The 21,835-nt window shown below is 63.5% G+C and carries 22 protein-coding genes; 9 read left to right on the top strand and 13 right to left on the bottom strand.

What is annotated here, in order from left to right; translation table 11 throughout:
• Positions 1 to 3: 3 nt before the first annotated feature.
• The 6 genes from LB545_RS22080 to LB545_RS22055 form a co-directional block, all read right to left on the bottom strand.
• Positions 4 to 510: an L-2-amino-thiazoline-4-carboxylic acid hydrolase gene (locus tag LB545_RS22080; protein WP_140624445.1), complete on the bottom strand. Its 507-nt coding sequence runs from the start codon at positions 508 to 510 to the stop codon at positions 4 to 6.
• The gene (locus LB545_RS22075) at positions 507 to 1,298 is read right to left on the bottom strand and encodes an ATP-binding cassette domain-containing protein (protein ID WP_224705853.1); all 792 of its coding nucleotides are present in this window, start codon (positions 1,296 to 1,298) and stop codon (positions 507 to 509) included. Before LB545_RS22075 ends, LB545_RS22080 begins: the two co-directional genes overlap by 4 nt.
• The gene (locus tag LB545_RS22070) at positions 1,295 to 2,296 is read right to left on the bottom strand and encodes an ABC transporter ATP-binding protein (RefSeq protein WP_318012557.1); all 1,002 of its coding nucleotides are present in this window, start codon (positions 2,294 to 2,296) and stop codon (positions 1,295 to 1,297) included. Before LB545_RS22070 ends, LB545_RS22075 begins: the two co-directional genes overlap by 4 nt.
• The gene (locus tag LB545_RS22065; protein ID WP_140584095.1) at positions 2,293 to 3,123 is read right to left on the bottom strand and encodes an ABC transporter permease; all 831 of its coding nucleotides are present in this window, start codon (positions 3,121 to 3,123) and stop codon (positions 2,293 to 2,295) included. The genes LB545_RS22070 and LB545_RS22065 overlap by 4 nt, the downstream gene beginning before the upstream one ends.
• Positions 3,120 to 4,106: an ABC transporter permease gene (locus tag LB545_RS22060; RefSeq protein ID WP_140650429.1), complete on the bottom strand. Its 987-nt coding sequence runs from the start codon at positions 4,104 to 4,106 to the stop codon at positions 3,120 to 3,122. The genes LB545_RS22065 and LB545_RS22060 overlap by 4 nt, the downstream gene beginning before the upstream one ends.
• A 258-nt stretch (positions 4,107 to 4,364) precedes the next feature.
• Positions 4,365 to 5,975, bottom strand: coding sequence for an ABC transporter substrate-binding protein (locus LB545_RS22055; RefSeq protein WP_224705851.1), 1,611 nt, complete (start codon positions 5,973 to 5,975; stop codon positions 4,365 to 4,367).
• A gap of 367 nt (positions 5,976 to 6,342) precedes the next feature.
• On the opposite strand from LB545_RS22055, the gene LB545_RS22050 reads away from it, so the two are divergent.
• Positions 6,343 to 7,530, top strand: a complete 1,188-nt coding sequence (locus LB545_RS22050) for a M24 family metallopeptidase (RefSeq protein WP_224705849.1) — start codon at positions 6,343 to 6,345, stop codon at positions 7,528 to 7,530.
• A 123-nt stretch (positions 7,531 to 7,653) separates the two neighbouring features.
• Here the strand turns inward: LB545_RS22050 and LB545_RS22045 are convergent, their stop codons facing one another.
• Genes LB545_RS22045 through LB545_RS22030 form a run of 4 tightly spaced genes read right to left on the bottom strand, consistent with a single transcriptional unit; the run spans position 7,654 to position 10,689 of the window.
• Positions 7,654 to 8,127, bottom strand: a complete 474-nt coding sequence (locus LB545_RS22045) for a hypothetical protein (protein WP_140500419.1) — start codon at positions 8,125 to 8,127, stop codon at positions 7,654 to 7,656.
• 48 nt (positions 8,128 to 8,175) lie between these two features.
• Positions 8,176 to 8,610 carry a cupin domain-containing protein gene (locus LB545_RS22040; protein WP_140522601.1) on the bottom strand — a complete coding sequence of 145 codons (435 nt, stop codon included), beginning with the start codon at positions 8,608 to 8,610 and terminating at the stop codon, positions 8,176 to 8,178.
• 2 nt (positions 8,611 to 8,612) lie between these two features.
• Positions 8,613 to 9,482, bottom strand: coding sequence for a phosphoenolpyruvate hydrolase family protein (locus LB545_RS22035; protein WP_140500416.1), 870 nt, complete (start codon positions 9,480 to 9,482; stop codon positions 8,613 to 8,615).
• A 10-nt stretch (positions 9,483 to 9,492) separates the two neighbouring features.
• Complete coding sequence (locus LB545_RS22030) at positions 9,493 to 10,689, bottom strand: Tm-1-like ATP-binding domain-containing protein (protein WP_140558328.1); 1,197 nt, start codon at positions 10,687 to 10,689, stop codon at positions 9,493 to 9,495.
• Positions 10,690 to 10,810: 121 nt separating this feature from the next.
• Here LB545_RS22030 and LB545_RS22025 point away from each other — a divergent pair, with 121 nt between their 5' ends.
• The 7 genes from LB545_RS22025 to LB545_RS21995 all read left to right on the top strand — a co-directional run bounded on the left by LB545_RS22025 (position 10,811) and on the right by LB545_RS21995 (position 17,519).
• On the top strand, positions 10,811 to 11,494 hold the full coding sequence (locus tag LB545_RS22025) for a TetR/AcrR family transcriptional regulator (protein ID WP_140632865.1): 684 nt from the start codon (positions 10,811 to 10,813) through the stop codon (positions 11,492 to 11,494).
• A gap of 357 nt (positions 11,495 to 11,851) precedes the next feature.
• Positions 11,852 to 13,168 carry an ABC transporter substrate-binding protein gene (locus tag LB545_RS22020; protein WP_140500410.1) on the top strand — a complete coding sequence of 439 codons (1,317 nt, stop codon included), beginning with the start codon at positions 11,852 to 11,854 and terminating at the stop codon, positions 13,166 to 13,168.
• A gap of 69 nt (positions 13,169 to 13,237) precedes the next feature.
• Positions 13,238 to 14,143: a carbohydrate ABC transporter permease gene (locus LB545_RS22015; protein ID WP_140500408.1), complete on the top strand. Its 906-nt coding sequence runs from the start codon at positions 13,238 to 13,240 to the stop codon at positions 14,141 to 14,143.
• Position 14,144: 1 nt separating this feature from the next.
• Entirely contained in the window at positions 14,145 to 15,104 is a 960-nt protein-coding gene (locus LB545_RS22010; RefSeq protein ID WP_140500406.1) for a carbohydrate ABC transporter permease, read from the top strand.
• Positions 15,101 to 15,334: a hypothetical protein gene (locus tag LB545_RS22005; RefSeq protein ID WP_140513808.1), complete on the top strand. Its 234-nt coding sequence runs from the start codon at positions 15,101 to 15,103 to the stop codon at positions 15,332 to 15,334. The genes LB545_RS22010 and LB545_RS22005 overlap by 4 nt, the downstream gene beginning before the upstream one ends.
• Positions 15,331 to 16,434: an ABC transporter ATP-binding protein gene (locus LB545_RS22000; RefSeq protein ID WP_140500402.1), complete on the top strand. Its 1,104-nt coding sequence runs from the start codon at positions 15,331 to 15,333 to the stop codon at positions 16,432 to 16,434. Before LB545_RS22005 ends, LB545_RS22000 begins: the two co-directional genes overlap by 4 nt.
• Positions 16,434 to 17,519 carry an ABC transporter ATP-binding protein gene (locus LB545_RS21995; RefSeq protein WP_140500400.1) on the top strand — a complete coding sequence of 362 codons (1,086 nt, stop codon included), beginning with the start codon at positions 16,434 to 16,436 and terminating at the stop codon, positions 17,517 to 17,519. The genes LB545_RS22000 and LB545_RS21995 overlap by 1 nt, the downstream gene beginning before the upstream one ends.
• A 328-nt stretch (positions 17,520 to 17,847) precedes the next feature.
• Here LB545_RS21995 and LB545_RS21990 read toward each other — a convergent pair whose 3' ends face one another.
• The 3 genes from LB545_RS21990 to LB545_RS21980 all read right to left on the bottom strand — a co-directional run bounded on the left by LB545_RS21990 (position 17,848) and on the right by LB545_RS21980 (position 20,490).
• A complete protein-coding gene (locus LB545_RS21990; RefSeq protein WP_224705847.1) occupies positions 17,848 to 18,279 on the bottom strand; it encodes a DUF4437 domain-containing protein in 432 nt (143 codons plus the stop codon).
• A gap of 146 nt (positions 18,280 to 18,425) precedes the next feature.
• Positions 18,426 to 19,397, bottom strand: coding sequence for an AraC family transcriptional regulator (locus LB545_RS21985; RefSeq protein WP_140566001.1), 972 nt, complete (start codon positions 19,395 to 19,397; stop codon positions 18,426 to 18,428).
• A gap of 106 nt (positions 19,398 to 19,503) precedes the next feature.
• Positions 19,504 to 20,490: an AraC family transcriptional regulator gene (locus tag LB545_RS21980; RefSeq protein ID WP_140500395.1), complete on the bottom strand. Its 987-nt coding sequence runs from the start codon at positions 20,488 to 20,490 to the stop codon at positions 19,504 to 19,506.
• A 91-nt stretch (positions 20,491 to 20,581) separates the two neighbouring features.
• Between LB545_RS21980 and LB545_RS21975 the strand changes: the two genes are divergently transcribed.
• Complete coding sequence (locus LB545_RS21975; protein ID WP_224705845.1) at positions 20,582 to 21,796, top strand: MFS transporter; 1,215 nt, start codon at positions 20,582 to 20,584, stop codon at positions 21,794 to 21,796.
• Positions 21,797 to 21,835: the final 39 nt, after the last annotated feature.

Raw genomic sequence — 21,835 nt, 5'->3', positions numbered from 1 at the left:
TTGCTAGCCGGCATCGCGGTTGGTCAGCGCGATGTGGCAGCAGCCGCTGCCGTGGCCGGGCGTCCAGGTGACATTGTCGAAACGCACGCCGGTCGCCTCGAACAGGCCACGGTCGAAGGCGCCGGCGATGCGGCAGAGCGTCGCGAGTTTTTCCTCGCCGACGCCGGCCTCGACCCAGGCATCCTTGAGAGGGCAGCGTTTCACCTTGAAGGCGATGCGGTCGGGCCCTCGTTCGACATCGGTCGGATACATCCGGCCGTCATCCGGGCTGACCGACAGGAAAGCTTCGCCGATTGAGCGCGCGTCGTTGGGACCGAATGCGGCGAAGGCGGCTGCGGCCACTTCCTTGCCGCGCTGCTCGATGGTCCGGGTCATTATCGCCTCGGCTCTTTCGGCGCCCAGCTCTCCGGTCAACTGATCCAGGAACAGGCGATAGAGGTCGGCCCGGTTGCGGAATGCGGAATCTAGTTCGCGCGACAGTTTCTCGGCTCTGGCTTCGGGGTCGATCATGATGCTTCCTGCGTGGTTCTTCTGAGCTTTGGTGCGGCTGCCACGAGTGCCTTGCCGATAGCCGATCGCGGCGCATCGATGACGGCGCGGGCATCGCCGCTCTCGGCAATCCGCCCGCCGTCGAGAAGGATGACGCGGTGGGCGACGGCCCTGACGACGCCGAGATCATGCGAAATGAAGAGATAAGCGATCCGTTCCTGGCGTTGCAGGTCGAGCAAAAGATCAAGGATCTGTCCGCGCACCGAAACATCGAGTGCCGACACCGCTTCGTCGAGCACGATCAGCGAGGGTTTCGTGGCCATGGCGCGGGCAATCGCCACCCGCTGCCGCTGGCCGCCCGAGATTTCGTGGATGGCGCGAGAGGCGAGCTCCGCCGCAAGCCCGACGCGCTCCAGCAGGGCGGCGATACGGCGCGGGCGCTCGGAACGGGAGGCGACGCCGTGGATGCGCAAAGGATCGTCAAGCACGCGCGCCACCGTGGCGCGCGGATTGAAGGCGGCAAGCGGATCCTGGAACACCATCTGCAAGCGAGCGCGACGCGCACGCAAGCTGGCGCCGCCCAGAGCCAGGAAATCATGGCCTTCAAACTCGATCCGGCCGGCATCCGGCTCGATCAGCCGCAGCACCAGCCGGGCGATCGTCGACTTGCCGCTGCCGGAGGGTCCGGCCAGCGCCAGCGTCTCGCCGGGCCCGATTTCGAAAGAAACGTCGTCGACCCCGGTAACCGTCTTGCCGCCACGGCGGTAGTGCCTGGTAAGGTTGGAAACTGCAAGCACGGGGACGCTCATGCGATCATGCCGTGGTGCAGCGGTTCGGCGTCGAGGCCGATATGGGCCTCGAGCAGCGCGCGCGTGTAGGCTTCAGTTGGCGCACTGACGATCTGTTGCGTGGCGCCAAGTTCGATCAATTCGCCATGCCGGAACACGGCAATGCGGTCCGCCAGCTCGGCGGCCAGCGCAATGTCGTGACTGATGAACAGCAGCGTCATGCCGTCTTCTTCCACCAGCCGCCGGATCAGTGCGACGATCTCGGCCTGCACGATGGTGTCGAGCGCGCTGGTCGCCTCGTCGGCGATCAAAAGTCTTGGGCCGGCTGCGATCGCGGCTGCAATCGCCACACGCTGCTTCTGGCCGCCGGACAGCTGATGCGGATAGGCGCGCAGGGCGGAGTCCGGGTCGGGCAGACGGACGCGTTCGAGCAGATCCTTCGCCTTGGCGTATGCCTGAGGCCATGTGAGACCGAGATGGGTTCGGGAGACTTCGGCGATCTGTTTGCCGACGGTCATGACAGGATCGAGGCTGGCGGACGGGTCTTGAAAGATGAAGCCGATATCGCGGCCGAGGAGGGGTGTGGGGCTTGGTTTGGAAGTGGTCTTTTGGACGCTGCGTTCTATGAGGCCCCCCTCTGTCCTGCCGGACATCTCCCCCTCAAGGGGGGAGATTGCACCTTCATCTCGGCCTTCGCCAATCCCCAATGGTGTAGGGGAGCCATCGGCGAAGCTGCCAATCTCCCCCCTTGAGGGGGAGATGTCCGGCAGGACAGAGGGGGGTGCCTTCGCACCCAACGCTGGCAAAACCCAATCGATACGTCCGTCAATCCTGGCGCTCGCCGGCAACAACCCCGCAATCGCCAAAGCCAGCGTACTTTTGCCCGAACCGCTTTCGCCGATGACGGCCAGCCGCTCGCCAGCCTTGATGTCGAGGCTGATGTCTCTCAGCGCCACCACCTCGCCGTCGTCACGGCGGTAGGTCACCGCGAGGTTGCGGATCGAAGCCAGCGCGGTCACGACAGGCCTCTTCGGACCGCCGTGGTTTCAACGATGCCTTCACCGGCGAGATAGACGCCGAGCACCGTCAGGACCAGTGCTATGCCGGGTACGATCGACAGGAAGGGCGCGGTGCGCAGCACGGCGCGGCCCTCAGCTATCATGCCGCCCCAGGTGACCCGATTGGGGTCGCCAAGGCCGAGGAACGACAAAGCCGCCTCGGTGAGGATCGCCGCTGCCACGATCACCGAGGACAGCGCCAGCACCGGCGGCAAGGCATTGGGCAGCACCTCGCGAAAGGCGATTTCCAGCGGATGCATGCCGATGACGCGCGCGCCGGCAACGTAGTCGCGCTCGCGGATCGACAGCACTTCCGCGCGGGCCACGCGCGCGGGCCCGGTCCAGGTGCCGAGCGCTATTGCCGCCACGACGACGCCGAGCGAAGGGCCGACGACGCTGACGAAGGCCAGAGCCAGCAAAAAGCCCGGCACGGTCTGGAAGGCATCGGTGACGCGCATCAGCACCTCGTCGGTGAGGCCGCCGGCAAACCCGGCCACCGTGCCCACCATCGAGCCGATGGCCAGTGCGGCGGCGGCTGCCGCAAGGCCGACGGCAAGCGATGTGCGGGCGCCGTGGAAAAGCTCGGCCAGCACGTCGCGGCCGAGGCGATCCGTGCCGAGCGGCAGCGACCAGTCCTGGAAGGGCGGCAGCAGCGCCGGGCCGGCGATGGCTTGCGGGTCGCCCGGAAACAGCAGCGGCGCTGACAGGGCCGTGACGCACAATGCCGCCAGGAGGATGGCGCCGGCGACCGCCTCCGGCGTGCGCAGAAAGCGGCGGAGCGTGCTCATGTGCCGGCCTCGTTGGCGCCGACGCGCGGGTCGAGAAAGGCATAGGCGACATCGACGAGAAGATTGATGACGATGACCAGGACGGCGCTGACGAGAATGATGCCAAGCAGCAAGGGCGTGTCGCGCGCGGCCACTGCCTCCTGCGCCAGCCGACCCAGACCGGGCACGGCAAAAACACTCTCGATGACGACGCTACCGCCCAGCATCTGCGCCGACTGCAGGCCGAGCATCGTGACCAATGGCAGCAGCGCATTGCGGGCGACATGGGCAAGCACGATGCGGGGGAGCGACAAGCCCCTGGCGCGGGCGGCCAGCACAAAATCCTGCCGCCAGACCTCGGTCATGCCGGCACGCATCATCCGCAAATAGAGCGCCAGGTAGATGAAGCCGAGGGCTGAGACCGGCAGGACGAGATGGATGGCGATGTCGGCGGCGCGGTCGAGGCCGGCCTTGCCGGAGGCGATGGTCTCGATGCCGCCGATCGGCAGCCAGCGCAGGTCGACAGCGAAGACGACGATCAGCACCAGGCCGAGCCAGAAACCCGGCACCGCGTAGAGCGCCAGCGAACCGATGGAGAGAAAACGGTCGCGAAAACTGCCCGGCCTGGCGCCGGCATAGATGCCCAGCGCCGAGCCGAGGCCGAAGGAAAGCGCGGTGGCGCTGCCCATCAACCACAGCGTGGTCGGCAGGCGCTCGAGGATCACGTCGCGGATCGGCCGCGAAAAGGTGACGGACTGGCCGAGATCGAGATGCAGCAGCGCCCAGAGATAGTTGGCGAGCCGCGTCAGCTCCGACTGGTCGAGGCCCCAGCGATGGCGCAACAGCTCGATCATGCCGGCATCGCCGCCGGTAGAGACGATATAGGCATCGACCGCGTCGCCCGGGGCGGCCTCGAGCAGCAGGAACGTGCCGATGACGACGATCAAAAGCACGAAGACGCTGCCGACGAGGCGACGGCGGAGGAGCGCGAGGGCGCGGTTCATGCGGCCCTCGATGGGTTGGCGATACGTTGGTTAGGACCGCGCCTGGGCACCCCCCTCTGTCCTGCCGGACATCTCCCCCGCAAGGGGGGAGATTGGCTGTCATTTTTGGCTTCGCCAATACCCAACGTCGGAAAATTCGCGGGACAGACAAGTTGCCAATCTCCCCCCTTGAGGGGGAGATGTCCGGCAGGACAGAGGGGGGCCTCGTAGAACTCAACGCCTACGATGATTTCGCGAACGTTCATCCGCGAAATACTGTCACGATTCCAGATATGTGTCCGCCCAGTTCGATACCGCCCAGCGCGGATTGTTGGCGATGTTGCCGACCGTCTCGCGCGCGACGCTGATGAAGCTCCATTCGGCGACATTGATCAGCGGCAGGTCGGCGGCCACCTCTTTCTGGAACTCCTTGTAAAGATTGGTGCGGGCCGATGTATCGAGCGTCTCGGACGCCTTGGCGATGAGCGCGTCCAGCGCATCGTTCTTGTAGCCGCCCTGGTTGGAGAACGGCACGCCGTCCGGAATGCCGCTCTGCACCAGGATGGTGGTGGAGATCGCCGGGTCGCCGCGGAACACCGGCGGGCCGACGGCGAGGTCGAAAGCGTGGTCGGTGTAGACGGCCTTGATGTGCGCGGCGGAATCGTTGTTGACGAGCTCGGCGTCGATGCCGATGGCGGCGAGCGCCTGGCGCAGATAGTCGCCGAACTGCTTGGTCTCGTTGAAATAAGGAGCCGGCAACAGTTTCAGCGAAAAACGCTTGCCGTCGGCGCCCTTCTTGTACCCGGCCTCTTCGAGCAGCGCATTGGCCTTGGCGACGTCGAAGGCATAGGTCGGGACGTCGGCGGTATAGAACTGCGGGTCGTTCTTCGGCACCGGGCCGGTGGCGGTGGCGGCATAGCCGAGGAACACCGTCTTGACGACGAAATCCTTGTCGATGGCATGCGCGATCGCCTGGCGCACCTTCAGGTCGGCGAGCTCCTTGCGACGATGATTGATCTCGACGACGAGCTGGTAGGTCAGTCCCTCATAGCCCTTGGTGATCACCTTCAGGCCCGGCACTTTCGAGATGCGGTCAAGATCGGCCAGCGGCACGGCGGAGAAGGCGGCGAGCTGGATCTCTCCTGCTTCCAGCGCGCTCGCCGCCGAAGTGCGGTCGGGCAGCACCTGGTAGATGATCTCATCGAGATAGGGCTCGCCCTTGCCCCAATAATCCGTGTTCTTCGTCAGCCGGTAGTATTGGCCGGCCTTGTATTCGGCGAACTTGAACGGGCCGGTGCCGATGGGCGCGTTGTTGGCCGGGTTGTCCTCGATCTTGCCAACTTCGTAAACGTGCTTCGGCACCACGCTGCTCAGCGCCGGCAGAGCGTTGCGGATCAGCTGGAAGGGCGTCGGCTTGGCGAATTTGAACACGGCGGTCAATTCATCAGGGGTATCTACCGCGGCCAGATCCTTGAACACGGTGCGGCCGAGATTCTGCAGCGGTTTCCAGATCTGCAGCGCCGAGAAGGCGACGTCGGCCGAGGTGAACGGCTTGCCGTCATGCCATTTGACCCCTTCGCGCAGTTTGAAGGTCGCCGACAGCCCGTCGGCGGCGCCTTCCCAACTGACCGCCAGGCGTGGTGCAAGCCCGTCCTTGCCATCGAAGGAGGCTTCGGCCAGCGTTTCGACGATCTTGCTGGAGATGAAGAAGACGCCATTCGAGGCGACGATGGCCGGGTTGAGGTTGCGCGGCTCGGAATCGGCGGCGAGCACCAGGCGGCCACCCTTCTTCGGCGTCTGCGCCCAGCTCAAGGCCGGCATCGCGGTGGAGGCCAGAAGCACGGCAGAGCCCGCAAGCACCGTGCGGCGTGAAATCCTGAACTCCGACATCATCCTATTCCCCCTCTATCTCATATCTTGCACGGAGGCCTTTCGGGCGTTTCCATGCACGTTTGATTATGGGCCTTGCCGTGGCTTTCGCCAGAGACGGAATTGGCGCATCGTGGCGTGGCTTTGAAATTTTTGTTCGCTGGACCAGTTACGGGAGAGTGGTCGATAAACCTGACCTGGTAAGACCAGGTCATCCGATGCACCTCACATTATGGGCACCGGCGACGGCCATTCAGCTGTGCGAGCCTGTTTCTGGCTGGACCAGATGGGCGAAAATGGTGCAGATTTGACCCGAAGTCGGAAGACCTATCGGGATCGGGCAGCCGGCGATCCAGCCGATCCGCGCGGACATTCAGGGAGAGAGACAATGAACATAGCTCCGGAGAAGAGTGCCGTCGGCGACATCCCATTCGACCACGCCAGGGTCGATGGCCTGATGGAAGAGGCTGATATCGACGTCCTGCTCGCGACCTCCAAGCACAACACCCAATATCTGCTCGGCGGCTACAAGTTCATCTTCTTCGCCGCCATGGATGCGATCGGCCACAGCCGGTACCTGCCGATCGTGATCTACGAAAAAGGCGGACCGGACCACGCCGCCTATATCGGCAACCGCATGGAGGGTGGCGAACACCAGAACCACCCGTTCTGGACGCCGACGCTGCATGCCGCCTGCTGGGGCACGCTCGATGCCGCCAATCTCGCTGTCGAGCATGTGCGCAAGATCGGCAAGGGCGACGCTCGCATCGGCATCGAGCCGGGTTTCCTGCCGTCGGACGCCTATGCCCTGATCCGCAAAGCGCTCCCCGACGCCAAGCTGGTCGATGCCACCGACATGCTGGAGCGCATGCGCGCCATCAAGACCGAGGCCGAGCTGGAGAAACTGCGGATCGCCTCCGAACTGATCACCGATTCCATGCTGGCCACCATCCAATGGGCGCGCGAAGGCACGACCAAGAGCGAGATGATCGAACAGCTTCGCCGCGAGGAGACCAATCGCGGCGCGCATTTCGAATATTGCCTGCTGACGCTGGGCTCCAGCCACAACCGCGCGGCGTCGCCGCAGGCGTGGAAAAAGGGTGAAGTGCTGTCGATCGATTCCGGCGGCAATTATCATGGCTATATCGGCGACCTCTGCCGCATGGGGGTTCTCGGAGACCCGGATGCCGAGCTGGAGGACCTGCTGGCCGAAGTCGAGGCGGTGCAGCAGGCGGCGTTCTCGAAGGTAAAGGCGGGTACGCTGGGTGGTGACATGATTTCCCATGCCGAAGGCGTGCTGAAAAAATCCAAGGTCGCGCCCTACACGGATTTCTTCGCTCACGGCATGGGGCTGATCACGCATGAGGCGCCGTTCCTGATGACCAACCATCCGGTGACCTATGAAGGCACCTATGCGGGCAAGCCGCTGGAGAGGAACATGGTGCTATCGGTGGAGACGACCATGCTTCACCCGACGCGCGGCTTCATCAAGCTGGAGGATACGGTGGCGGTTACCGATACCGGCTATGTGATGTTCGGGGATCGGGGTCGGGCATGGAACCGGGGTGGCATGTAACCTGCCACGTTACAAATGAGCGTGCCGGTCTCGATTGTCTCTAAGGCGCGTCGCGTCGAAACGAATTCATGCGCGGCGCTTTGCCGTTGCCGCTAAACAGAAGTCACTTTTGCGCGACAGGCACTAAACCATTCCAGTGCAGACGACTTCCAATCTTCCGTCGATCGTCTGGGTGCAGCATATGGTAAGCCCCTCGGATGCGGAGACGACGGCGCAATCGGATGCAAACGTTGACGCCCACGGACTGCCGGACTTGGCGTTGCGATGGAACCAGGAGAGTTGGCTCTGAAGCCCGGCCATGATCATAAGCAGGGCATTGATGTCACGTTGATCCGGCGAGGGCGGTGTAAAAGCGATCTTGACCAGCGGATGCTTATGGTCTTTGCAGTTGACCGTCCGTACCTGCTCGACCGTCTGGATCAAGCTCAGCGGCACGGGTATCCAGGATTCGCAGGACAAATCGGTCGAAAAGAGAAGCGTTGACGGGTCGGCGTCGTTGGCCTTGACAATACCGCCAACCGTCATGGCCGGGTTGCCATCCGGCAGGCTGCCCGTTGCGAGCTTTTCCACGAATTCCTGGGGACTGAAACGCGTCATCGCTTCTCTCTCAAGGAGGCATGCTGGATAGCATATCGGAAGGGCGCCTCAAAGTCGCGAGGGAGGGGAGTTCCCGGCCGGCAGCAACCTGAAATCCGGCAGTTCGCGCAATCCCAGTTCCGGCCCTGCCGGCGAATAGACGACGAACAGCTGCATCGGCCCGTCGCCGGTGTTGAGCGTCGAGTGGAAGCGGCTCTCCGGCACGTAAATGGTGCAGCCGGGGCCGACCTTCTCGACCACCGGATTGCCTTGCTCGTCCTCGACCATCTGCTCGCCATGGCCCGAAATGACAAAGATGATTTCTTCCGCGCCCGGATGGTTATGACGGGTATGGCCCTTGCCGGAAGGCAGGTCGACGACGCCGCCGGAAAAGCGGGTCGCGCCGTTCACTTCCGGAGCGACCGTCAGCGACAATTTTCCCCAGTCGAATCCGAAGGCGCTGACATCCTTCGGGTAGACGAACACCTTGCTCTTGTCGGTCATTCTCATGATCCCTTCTTTTTCTTCGTGGTCGTCTTCAGGCCGCCAAGCGTAACGGCCTTGAAATCGGCGGTCTGCCGGGCGATCGCCGCTTCCGCCGGCAGCCGCTCCATCGAGCTCGCGCCATAAAAGCCGTGCAGGCCCTTGCAGCGTTCGAGGATGTAGCGGGCGTCGTCCGGCATCGAGATCGGTCCGCCATGGCAAAGCAGGATGACATCCTTGCGCACCGAACGGGCCGCTTCGGCGATCGCGTCGATGGCGACCACGCAATCGTCGAGCGACTTGGCAGAGGTGGCGCCGATCGAGCCCCCCGTCGTCACGCCCATATGAGCCACGACGATATCGGCGCCGGCCCTGGTCATGGCGCGCGCCTCGTCCGGGTTGAAGACATAGGGCGTGGTCAGAAGGTCGAGCTTGCGGGCTTCGGCGATCATGTCGACCTCGAGCCCAAAACCCATGCCGGTCTCCTCGAAGCTCTGTCGCATGCTGCCGTCGAACAGGCCGATGGTGGGGAAATTCTGCACCCCGGAAAAACCCATCGTCTTCAGTTCGGAGAGCAGCAGCGGCATGATGACGAACGGATCGGTGCCGTTGACACCAGCCAGCACCGGCGTCTTCCTGACCACCGGCAGCACCTCGTAGGCCATCTCCTTGACGATCTCATTGGCATTGCCATAGGCAAGCAGGCCGGCGGCCGAGCCGCGACCGGCCATGCGGTAGCGGCCGGAATTGTAGATGATGATGAGGTCGATGCCGCCGGCCTCTTCGGCCTTGGCCGACAGGCCGGTGCCAGCGCCGCCGCCGACGATCGGCACGCCCTTGTCGATCATCCCCCTGAATTTCTTCAGTATGTCCTTGCGCGGTATTGCCGGCATGTCTTGGATCTCACTGTCTGGCGATTTCGAGGAAAGCCGCGACCGCGGCCTTGGCGAATCGGGGATCATTGATGTGCAGCGGCAGGCGTGTCAGCCGGCGCGTCGCGTTCGGCTTAATCCTGCGCTCAATGGCTTCGAACAGGGCGGCATCGGCTTGCGGGTCGAAGAAGGCGCCGCCTTCGATGTCGAGCGCCGAGACGCCTTTCTCCGGGACAAGGAAATGCACGGGCCCCTTGCAGTGGGCGAGCCTTGTGCCGATCCACTCGCCGATCTTGCGGCATTCCTGCGCCGTCGTGCGCATCAGCGTGACGTTCGGGTTGTGCTCGTAGAACAGCCGCCCGCGATAATGGTCCGGAATGGTCGCAGGCGCCCAGAAATTGACCATGTCGAGCGCGCCGACCGAGCCGACATAAGGCAGGCCGGTGCGGGCAACGGCACCGAAACGATCCTCCGTCGCCGGCAGCACGCCGCCGAACAGGAGATCGCAGACCTCAGTGGTGGTGATGTCGATGGCGCCGGACAGCAGGCCGCTGTCGGCCAGTTTCTCCATGCTGCGGCCGCCGGTGCCGGTCGCGTGAAAGACCATGCAGTCATAGGTCGAACGGAGCTGATCCGCGATTGCCGTCACGCACGGCGTGGTGACGCCGAACATGGTGAGGCCGATCGACGGCTTCCCCTCGGGCGGCGGCGGCGGTCTGGCGGCCATGCCCGATATCGCCTGGGCCGCATTGTGCAGAACGACACGCGAGAGCTGGTTCAGCCCGGCCATGTCGGTCACCGACGGCATCATGACGATGTCCGAGATGTCGACATAGGGCGCGGTGTCGCCGGAAGCGAGCGTCGAGACCATGATCTTGGGCAGGCCGAGCGGCAGCGCGCGCATGCCTGCGCTAATGATCGACGTGCCGCCGCCGCCGCCGATGCCGATCATGGCGGCAATGTCGTTTCGCGATTGGACAAAGCGAGCGAAGGCAATGCCCATCGCGGCGACCGCGGTGCCGCGGTCATCGCCGGCGAGCACCGCGTCTCGCCCGCCGGGATGGTGGCCTGCCACATCCTCAGCGGCAATGTCGACCGGCACGCTCGCGCCGCGCGTTCCGACGTCGACCCGGCAGACAGCGGCACCCGTGGCGGCGATCGCGTCGGCCAGGAAGGCGAGTTCCTCACCCTTGGTGTCCGCGGTGCCCACCACATAAATGCGCTTCATCGATGCCTCCCTCTGCCGGTCCAAGTCACCCAGAGGCTCAGTGCTCTACAGAGCGTCAACCTAGCCATTCCGAAAACGAGGAGGTCATTGCAATTTTTTGAGACGCGCGTATCATATTGGTATGGATGTCTCACGTCAACACGCCGCAGCAAGCGACGACACCGCCGGGGGACCAGAGCGTGGACCGCGCGCGCGCACGAAACGGCTGATGCTGGAGACGGCGACGAAGCTGATGCAGGCAGGCGCAACACCTTCGGTCAGCGAGGTTGCCGAGGCGGCGCAGGTGTCCCGCGCCACCGCCTACCGGTATTTTCCGAGCCAGGCGGCACTGGTGCAGGCAGTGGTTAACGAGGGGCTCGGGCCGATCCTCACCTGGAAATCCACCTCTGCCGATGCCGAGCGCCGCGTCGCCGAGCTCTTCGATACGGCCATGCCGCGCATCGAGGCTTTCGAGGCCACATTCAAGGCGGCGTTGAAACTGTCGCTCGATCAGTGGGCGCGGCGCCAGGCCGGCACTTTGGGCAGCGAACCGACCTTCAAGCGCGGCCACCGCGTCGAGTTGCTTCAGGACGCGCTCGCTCCGCTCAAGGGCCGGCTGCCGCCGCGCGACCTTCAGCGGCTGGCGCAGGCGCTGTCGCTGATCTTCGGCGTCGAGGTGCTTATCGTGCTGAAGGACATCTGGGGACTGGACGGTCGCCGGACGATGTCCGTTGCCCAGTGGGCGGCGGTCGCCCTGGTGCGCGCGGCGATCGCGGAATCAGTGTCCGAAGCACAAGCGATCGAACCAACAAGGGTCACGAAATAGCAGGTATCTGGTTCTACCAGATTTGCATACTGGTTGCCGATATTAACCGCAATGCTGAAGCATGAACAAGGCCGATGTCTATCAATGAGTAGGAAAATTTAGGAAAAACAGGCAGATAAGGCTGGAATTCGAGACTTCGAGCTGTCACCATTGCTCAAGAAAGGGCTTGACGGAGCTTCAAAATTGGTAATACCAGATCAAAGGAGAAAAGCGGATCGAAAGTGAGGGCTGCGATCCATTTCCGGACGGGCGAGGAGGCTCCAAACCGGAAGGCGCGACCAAGGGAGGAACTACCAGGGCCGGCCCCGTTTGCCGGTTCGCTTGATACGGTAGAATGCGCACAAGGGAGGAAACATCATGCGCAAGATAGTGACCAGCTTGCTTGCTGGTATCGGCTTGACACTTGCCTGCGGAACATCCGTCTACGCCCAGGACAAATCGCTCACCATCTTCTGGGCGGAATGGGATCCTGCCAACTACCTCCAGGAACTCGGCAACGAGTACGAGAAGGAAACCGGCGTCAAGATCACGGTGGAGACCACGCCTTGGGCCGACTTCCAGACCAAGGCCTTCACCGAGTTCAACGCTCATGGCGATGCCTACGACCTGGTCGTCGGCGACTCGCAGTGGCTCGGCGCCGGCTCGACCGGTGGCCACTATGTCGACCTCACCGACTTCTTCAACAAGCACAAGCTCGGCGAGGTGATGGCGCCGGCGACAGTGAAGTACTACGCCGAATATCCCGGCAACAGCGGCAAGTACTGGGCCATCCCGCTCGAAGGCGACGCCGTCGGCTGGTCCTATCGCAAGGACTGGTTCGAGGATCCGAAGGAGAAGGAAGCCTTCAAGGCCAAATACGGCTACGACCTCGACGTGCCGAAGGATTTCAAGGCACTGCGCGACATCGCCGAATTCTTCCACCGGCCGGACCAGAAGAGATACGGCATCGCCATCTACACCGACAATTCCTATGACGCGATGGCGATGGGCTTCGAGAACGCGCTGTTCTCCTATGGCGGCGAACTGGGTGACTATTCGACCTACAAGGTCGACGGTTTCATCAACTCCGATAAGGCTGTCGCCGCACTCGACGCCTATAAGGAGCTCTACAAGTTCACGCCTCCGGGCTGGGCCAAGTCGTTCTTCGTCGAGGACAACCAGGCGATCACCGAAAACCTGGCCGCGATGAGCATGAACTACTTCGCGTTCTTCCCCTCGCTGATCAACGAGGCGTCGAACCCGAACGCCAAGAACACCGGCTTCTTCGCCAATCCTCCCGGGCCGAACGGCGACCAGTTCGCCGCACTCGGTGGCCAGGGCATCTCCGTCGTCTCCTACTCGCAGAAGCAGGACGAGGCGATGAAGTTCCTCGAATGGTTCATCAAGGACGAGACCCAGAAGAAGTGGGCGGCACTCGGCGGCTACACCTGCAGCGCAGCCGTGCTCAAGTCCGAAGAGTTCCAGAATGCGACGCCCTACAACAAGGCCTTCTACGAGACCATGTTCAAGGTGAAGGATTTCTGGGCGGTGCCGGAATATGCCGAACTGCTCCAGCAGCTCAACCAGCGCGTCTATCCCTACATGATCGGCGGCGAAGGCACCGCCAAGGAAACGCTCGACGCACTGGCCGCCGACTGGAACGCGACTTTTAAGAAATACGGTCGCGGCCAATAATCGTTCATGTCCCACGGAGGGGGCGCTCATGCCTCCTCCGTTTCTTTTTCTTCAAGCGGGAGCAGGGTCTTGGCGACCACGATGATCACCACGCTGGACAGATCTTCACGCGCGGCCGCGCGTGGCCTTAGCGATATTTCGATCCGCAATCTTTTCATCATCCCGACGATCCTGTTCCTGATCGTCTTCAACATCTTTCCGCTGATCTATTCGCTCGGCTATTCCTTCACCGATTTCCGCGCCTCGACCAACGCGCCGGCGAATTTCGTCGGGTTGCAGAACTACCGCGACCTGCTCAGCGACCCCTATGTCTGGTCCAACTTCGCGATCACCGCCAAATACGTGATCATCTCGGTCGCCGGACAGTTGCTGGTCGGCTTCGGCGTGGCGATGCTGCTCAACCGCGACATCCCGCTGAAGGGGCTGCTGACGACCCTGCTGCTGCTGCCGATGATGCTGTCGATGGCCGTCGTCGGCCTGTTCTGGAAACTGCTCTACGATCCGTCATGGGGCGTCATCAACTATGCGCTTGGGCTTGGCAATTTCGAGTGGCTGGCCGACCCCAAGATGGCACTCTACGCGGTGGCGCTGACCGACATCTGGATGTGGTCGCCCTTCGTCATGCTGCTGTCGCTGGCCGGCCTCTCGGCGGTGCCGAAGCACCTCTACGAAGCCGCCGCTATCGACCGCGCCGGTCCGTTCTACACCTTCTTCCGCATCACCTTGCCGCTGGTCGCGCCGATCCTGATGATCGCCGTCATCTTCCGCACCATGGAAGCGTTCAAGACCTTCGATCTGGCCTACATCCTGACCACCCAGCCGACGGCTGAACTGATCTCGATCCGGCTCTACAAGATGGCGTTCCAGGAATGGCAGACCGGGCGCTCCTGCGCGCTCGCCTACATCGTGCTGATCATGGTGCTGGCCATCACCAACATCTACGTCAAATATCTCAACAAAGTGAAGGAGCGCTGAGATGGCCGCCGTCCGCACTTCTTCCGAGATCGCCCTCAACCGCGTCGCAATCGTCGCCGTGCTGGTGGCGACAGTGATCTTCCTGGCGCCGATTTACTGGATCGCCTCGACGGCGTTCAAGCCGCGCAATCTCGCCACCACCATCCCGCCGACGGTCGTGTTCCAGCCGGAGATATCGCCCTTCGTGAAGCTGTTCACCAAGCGCTCGCAATTGCGCAGCCCGCCTTCGCCGGAAGAATACGCGGCGGCGCCCTGGTGGGAACGCGTCGTCTTCGACGGCGGCGAAAAGATCGTGCGCGACGGCAAGGGCCAGGTGCAATGGTCGGGCTATCCGAACCGTTTCATGAATTCGCTGATCGTCGCGATCACCTCGACGGTGCTGGCGGTCGGCATGGGTACATTCACCGCCTATGGCTTCTCGCGCTTCAGGGTCAAAGGCGAGGCGGACCTTTTGTTCTTCATCCTGTCGACCCGCATGCTGCCGCCCGTGGTGGTGGCGATCCCGATGTTCCTGATGTACCGGGCGGTCGGCCTCAACGATTCCCATATCGGGCTGATCATCCTCTACACCGCCTTCAACCTGTCCTTCTCGGTTTGGCTGATGAAGGGTTTTATGGACGAGATCCCGAAGGAGTACGAGGAAGCGGCGCTCGTCGACGGCTATACGCGCATGGAAGCCTTCTTCAAGATCGTGCTGCCCGAAGCCGCCACCGGCATCGCCGCCACGGCCGTATTCTGCTTCATCACGGCATGGAACGAATATGCCTTCGCGCTGATCATGACCAATCGCCGCGCCCAGACGGCACCGCCGTTCATCCCGAGCCAGGTCGGCTCCGGCCTGCCGGACTGGACGGTGATCGCCGCCGGCACTTTCCTGTTCCTGCTTCCTGTCGCCATCTTCACCTTCCTGCTTCGTAATCACCTGTTGCGCGGCATGTCCTTCGGAGCGATCCGCAAATGAGCTTTCGCGCCATCAACCAGAAATATCTGGAACCAGGCAGCCAGGTGCTGATGGTGCTCGGCATCGTTGCGCTCTGCCAGCCCTGGAACTTGCTGCTGCACAGCTATGGGCTGACCATCATCCTGATCGGCCTGATCGGCTTCAACATCACCTCCAAGATCGCACCGCAAGAGGAAGCCGGAACCGGCCAGTCAGGCGATCCGCAGCGAAATCCGGGAGCGCAGCATTGACCCAGATCGAGCTTCGCGGCGTCCAGAAGTTCTTCGGCGCCGTCCAGGTCATCAAGGACCTCAACCTCAAGATCGAAGACAACGAGTTCATCGTGCTGCTCGGCCAGTCGGGCTGCGGCAAGACGACGACGCTGCGCGCCATTGCCGGGCTGGAGACGATCGACGAGGGCGACATCCTCATCGACGGCAAGCCCATCCAGCATCTGAAGGCCGCCGATCGCGACATCGCCATGGTCTTCCAGTCGTTCTCGCTGTACCCGCATATGAGCGTCTACGAGAACATCGCCTTTCCCTTGCGCGCCACGCGAAAGAGCAAGAGCGAAATCGACCAGGAAGTTCGCTCGGTCGCCAAGACGCTGCAAATCACGGACCTGCTCGGCAAGAAACCGTCGGCGCTGTCGGGCGGCGACATGCAGCGCGTGGCGATCGGCCGGGCACTGGTGCGGCGGCCGAAAGCGATGCTGATGGACGAGCCGATCGGCGCGCTCGACGCCAAGCTGCGCGAGGAGATGCGGGCCGAGATCAAGCGGCTGCACATCAAGCAAGGCTCGACCACCATCTACGTCACCCATGACCAGATCGAGGCGATGAGCCTCGCCGATCGCATCGTCATCATGCATGAGGGGGTTCTCCAGCAGGTCGGCTCCCCCGACGAGGTCTATTCGCACCCGGCCAACCTCTTCGTCGCGCAATTCGTCGGCAGTCCGGTGATGAACGTGGCCGACGCGGCGGTGGCCGAAAAAGCCTCGTCGGCCTCGGTGACGGTGGGCGATGCGCCAACCGGTTTCGAATTCCCGCGCGCGCTCCTGTCGAAGCTGAACGGCCATGCGGGCGGCCGGCTGGCACTCGGCATCAGGCCGGAAGGCGTCCTCATCAGCCGTGAGGCGGCGGAGGGCTTCATGGCGGTCGAGACGCAGATCGTCGAGCCGCTCGGCTCGTTCGACATCGTCGACCTGAAAGTCGGCTCCAAGATGCTGCGCGCCCGCACCAAGAGCGGCTTCATTTCAGGTCCCGGCGAGAGGGTGTTCGCCAGGATCGATCCGACACAGGCGCATTTCTTCGACGCGGCGAGCGGCAAGTCGCTCGGAGTGAGACTCTGATGGCCCATATCCAGCTCAAGAACATCTCCAAGACGTTCGGCAATCACACGGCCCTGACCGGGCTCGACCTCGACATCGCCGATGGCGAGTTCTTCGTCCTGCTCGGCGAGACGGGCGCGGGCAAGACAACGACGCTGCGGCTGATCGCCGGACTGGAAAGGCCGAGCGAGGGCCAGGTCTTCATCGACGGGATCGACGTTGCCGACTGGGGCGCCGCGGAGCGCGACGTGGCGCTGGTGCTACAGCAATATTCGCTCTACCCGCGCTATACGGTGCGCGAAAACCTCGAATTCCCGCTGAAGCCGAAGATCCGGCGGCTGCCCGACGCCGAAATCAAGGACCGCGTCGATCGCGCGGCGCGGACGCTCAGGATCGAGCATCTGCTCGACCGCAAGACCGACCGGCTGTCGGGCGGCGAGATGCAGCGCGTCTCGATCGGCCGGGCCATCGTGCGCAAGCCGCGCGTGTTCCTGATGGACGAGCCGCTGTCGGCGCTCGACGCCAAGCTGCGCGAGGCGCTGCGCACGGAACTGAAGAACCTGCAGATGCAGCTCGGCGCCACCTTCCTGTTCGTCACCCACGACCAGATCGAGGCGATGTCCATGGGCGACAAGGTGGGCGTGCTCAACCATGGCCGCATCGTCCAGACCGGCACGCCGCATGAGATCTACAACAATCCGCGCGACACCTATGTGGCGAGCTTCGTGGGCTCGCCGCCGATGAACCTCATCGACGGCAGGGTGGTCAACGATCGTGCGGTCATGGCGCCGCTGAATTTCGAATTGCCGCTTTCAGGGGGAGCCAAGGCGAGTGCGGCGACCGACGGTCGCCCGCTCGTCTTCGGCATCCGCCCCGAGGACGTCTATCTCGAGAGCGGTGCGCCGGTCGAGGCGCGCGTCCACGACGTCGAAAACCATGGCGTGGAAAAGATCCTGACGCTGCGCGTGGGCGAGACCACGCTGCGCGCCACGGTGCCGGCGCGGACCGATGTCGCGATCGAGCAGCCGGTGCGCTTTGCCTGGAATCCGGACAAGGTGGTGCTGTTCGACAAGGGCAGCGGCGTGAGTTTGCGGCACGCCGGATGAGGCGAATATCGCGAATGCGATGTTCCGGACAGCGCCCTAAACAAAAAGCCCGCCTTGCGGCAGGGCAAGGAATCCGGGTTAACGGGTCCCTCCGGAGCCTTCGTCGGTGCGCTGTTGATGAAGCATTGAACGGAAAAACCCGCCTGTGCGGCGGGTCCCTGGCGCAACTCAGCACCATAACCAAATATCTACCATAGTTGCCTTCACCCAGTCAAGAAAAAATTCCTATCATGGGAAACTGGCACAGCGGGACCGGCTGTGGTCAGGTCTTGTCAACCCGAGTTCTAAGCCCCCGCAGCAATGTCGGCCGGACAGCCGTCCCGCACCTCTACTTCGGCAGGTAGGTCTCATAGGGCTCGGTGTTGATCAGCAGGATCACGCATTCCGTGTCCGAGAGGCAGGCGTCGTCATGCATCTCATTGGCCTTCTGGGTCCAGTAGGATCCGGGAGGCAGTTCGACCTTGCTCGCCTCGCCGCCTTCCATCTGCCAGTGCGCCCATAGGCCCTGGATCACCACGGCGCGATAATCGGCGGTGTGCGCGTGAACAGGAGCGCGCCAGTTGCCCGGGATTTTCAGCAAGGTTCCCGCGGGGCCCTTGGCCCTTTCTCCCCATAGCGGACCGAGGCGCTGCGGCTGGTCCGGCGCCTCGGAAACATAGGGAATCTTGCTGGCCGGCAGATAGCTGTCCTCAAGGGCGAAGGCACGGCCGGGGATAGTGAGCATTGCAGCCAGCGTCAGGATTTTTAAGTGATTTGGCATCGCTTCTCCTCTTCGGGCCGACTTGCCGCCGGCGCTCGTCTGTTGGATGACAAGCTATTGCAAATGGCCAAACCGGGAATGGCATTCTGTCCGGAACACTTGGCAATTCATCCAGGCCGGAAATCGCCACTGCAAACAGCGTTGATTTAGCCTTTTCCCGAGCCGCCGCCCGCGGCGCGCAAATGGCTGGGCGCGCTGCCGACGATGCGCTTGAAGGCCCGGCTGAACGACGCTTCCGAATCATAGCCCAATCTGGCGGCGATCACCGACACCCGCATCCCTTCTTCCTCGAGCCACCGTCTTGCCTGATGCATGCGCACCCCGGCGACATATTTTGCGGGCGTCTCTCCGACGACGGCCGTGAAACGTTCGGCAAAAGCCGACCGTGAGGCGCCCATCTCGCGGGCCAGCGCTTCGACGGTCCAGTTCCTGTCAGGCTGCCGATGAATGGCGACCAGCACGCGGCCGATGTCCCGATCCTTGATCGCCGCGATCCAACCCGTGATGTCACCGGCGCTGTTCTCCACCCAGGAGCGGATGATGGCTGCGGCCAATACATCGGCCAGCCGCGCCAGCATCATGCCGGAGCCGGCCCGGTTCCTCGTCGCCTCGTCGGCCATGGCTTCCAGCAAATGCGGGATGCCTGGCTCGCCGGCCATCAGCTCCTTCGCGCGCAGCATATCCGGCATCATGGCCAGCAGTGGATGCGAGCCATCGTGGTTGAAGTGCATGCTGCCGCAGAACAGCAGCGTTTTTGCACCATGGCCGCCGTTCGAGACGGCGTAGACATTGTCCTGCAGGGGCTCGACGCTGTAGCTTTCGAGCGGTTCGGCTTGTACACCGGGTGCGCTGGCAAGGATATGCTCGGCGCCGCGCGGCAACAGCAATGCATCGCCGGCTTTCAGTTCCATCCATTCGCCTAGTGGCGAAAGCAGCCAGCATCCGGCACGGCCGATGAAGTGAAACCGCGCCGCCTTCTGCACCGGAAAGAGCACGGCCCAAGGCGCGCCCAGTTCGCAGCGGCCATAGTCGACGCCCTCGAGGCGCAGCGCGCGCAACATCTCGGTCAACGCACCCCCCGGGGCCGGCACAGTGTCGTTGGGCGAGGTCAAGTCCATGCCGATTCCTACAGCAGTTCAGCGTCCCACGGAAACGCTGAACTGCTGTACCTCTTCGGGCAATTCCGGACGGAATTGCTCCAGCCTGGAGTCACGGCCTGGCGCTTCAGCCGGCCTGGCGGATCTCAGCATGTTCCTCGGCACGCAGGTGGCTGGGAGCCGAGCCGATGACGCGCTTGAAGGCCCGGCTGAAGGCGGCGTCCGACTCATAACCCAGGCGTGTGGCGACGACGGAAATCTTCTGGCGATCGCGCACCAGCCATTGTCGGGCCTGGTGCATGCGCACCTGGGTGACGTACCTGGCCGGCGTCTCGCCGACAATGGTGGCAAAACGCTCGGCAAAGCCCGATCGCGAGGCGCCCATCATCCTGGCGAGCGCCTCGACGGTCCAGTCGCGGTCCGGTTCGAGATGGATGGCGGCCAGAACGCGCCCGATGTCGGGATCCCTGACCGCCGCGATCCAACCGCTTGAATCGCCGCAGCCGCGCTCGACCCATGAGCGGATCACGGTGGCGGCAAGGACGTCGGCGAGCCGCGCCAGAATGCCGCCGGAGCCGACGCGCTCCATCGTCACTTCACGCGCCATCGAGTCCAGGAGATGCGGAATACCCGGCTCATAAGCTTCGAGTTCATGCGCGCGCATGACATCAGGCATCATGCCGAGCAGGGGATGCAGGCCATCGATGTTGAAGTACATGCTGCCGAAAAACAGCAGCGTGCCCGGACAGCGACCATCGGGGCACATGGCTTCATTGGACATGCAATAGACGTTCTTGCAGACTTCTTCGGCCGCGTAGCCCTGGATCGGCCAAGCCTTGGTGCCCGGTTCGCTTGCCAGCACATGCGCTGCGCCACGCGGCAGCAGCGCCGCGTCGCCCGCCTTGAGCTCGACCCACTCGCCCGAGGGCTGCATCAGCCAGCAGCCCTTGCGGCCGATGAAGTGGAATCGCGCCGCTGCCTGGGCCGGAAACTGGATGCCCCAAGGCTCCCGCATTTCGCAACGGGCGTAGTCGACGCCGTCGAGACGCAGCCCGCGCAATATGTCGGTCAGCGGATCGCCAGTGGTCGGAATTTTGGACGAACGGTCAAACATAATGGTGTTTCTAGCATGGAAACTCCAGGCCGTCACTCCCTATGTTGCAGTGCAGCCAAATGTTGCGCTGCAACTTCATCGGAGACTGACCATGGCCGAACCCGCGACGGGCGTCGTCGACGCCGCCCTATTGAACACTGTCGATCAGGAGGAACGAACAGAGCCGGCATGGGGCGCCGTCGTCTCGCTGGCGCTTGGTGTTTTCGGTCTCGTTACGGCGGAATTCCTGCCCGCCAGCCTGTTGACGCCGATGGCGAGCGATCTCGGCGTCAGCGAAGGCGTTGCGGGACAAGCGGTCACCGCGACCGCGATCGTCGGCGCCATTGCCGCCCCCACAATGGCGATCATGACACGGCGCATGGATCGCAGGCTGGTGATGTGGATGCTGACCGCGTTTCTGATCGCCTCGAACCTTTTGGCCGCCTTTGCCTCATCGCTGCCCATGCTTCTGCTTGCCCGCGTCGTGCTCGGCGTTGCGCTCGGCGGCTTCTGGGCTATGTCGGCGGCCATGGCGTTGCGGCTGGTGCCGATGCCGTTGATGCCACGCGCCATGTCGATCATCCTGACCGGCGTTTCGCTGGCCACCGTCACCGCCGCCCCTGTCGGCGCCTATGTCGGTGATATCTGGGGCTGGCGCACGGCTTTCATGATCGCCACGGTCGTCGCCGCGCTGGCGTTGTTGGTGCAGGTGGCCACCATTCCGAAACTGCCGCCGATGGGCGTGGCAAGTTTCCGCACCTTGCTCGAGGTGCTGGAGCGCCCGTCGATCAGGGTGGCGCTGCTGGTCGTGCTGCTGGTCGCTTCGGGGCACTTTGCCGGCTTCACCTATGTGCGCCCCTTCCTCGAGAAGATCCCGATGCTCGGCATCGAGACAATCTCGCTGGTGCTCCTGGCCTATGGCATAGGCGGCTTCTTCGGCAATATCGCCGGCGGCATCCTGGCCGAACGCAATCTCAAGGCCGCCGTCGCGCTGGCACCCCTGCTGATCGCAGTGGCCGCCGCCTTGATGCTGGTCTTCGGCGCCTCGCCGGCGATCGCCGCCGCCGCCGTGGCGGCCTGGGGCTTTGCCTTCGGCGCGGTGCCGGTCGGGCTGCAGACATGGCTGGTGCGGGCCGCGCCCGATCAAGCCGAGAGCGCCGGCGGCCTGATGGTCTCCACCTTCCAGGTGGCGATTGCGCTCGGCGCCGTCTTTGGCGGCCTGCTGGTCGATCATGCCGGCGTCGCCAGTGCCTTCGCCTATTGCGGCGTGGCGACTTTGCTGGCGGCAGTCGTGGTGTTTCTGCTCGGCCCAAAACGCGCCGAGTAGGCTCTCCCGACAAGCATCCCTGACTTGCGCAACGGCCCG

The organism is Mesorhizobium sp. BR1-1-6, from assembly GCF_020165355.1.
Lineage (GTDB): Bacteria > Pseudomonadota > Alphaproteobacteria > Rhizobiales > Rhizobiaceae > Mesorhizobium.
The sequence above is the reverse complement of the archived record's forward strand: the minus strand, read 5'-3'. Positions and strand labels throughout refer to the sequence as shown.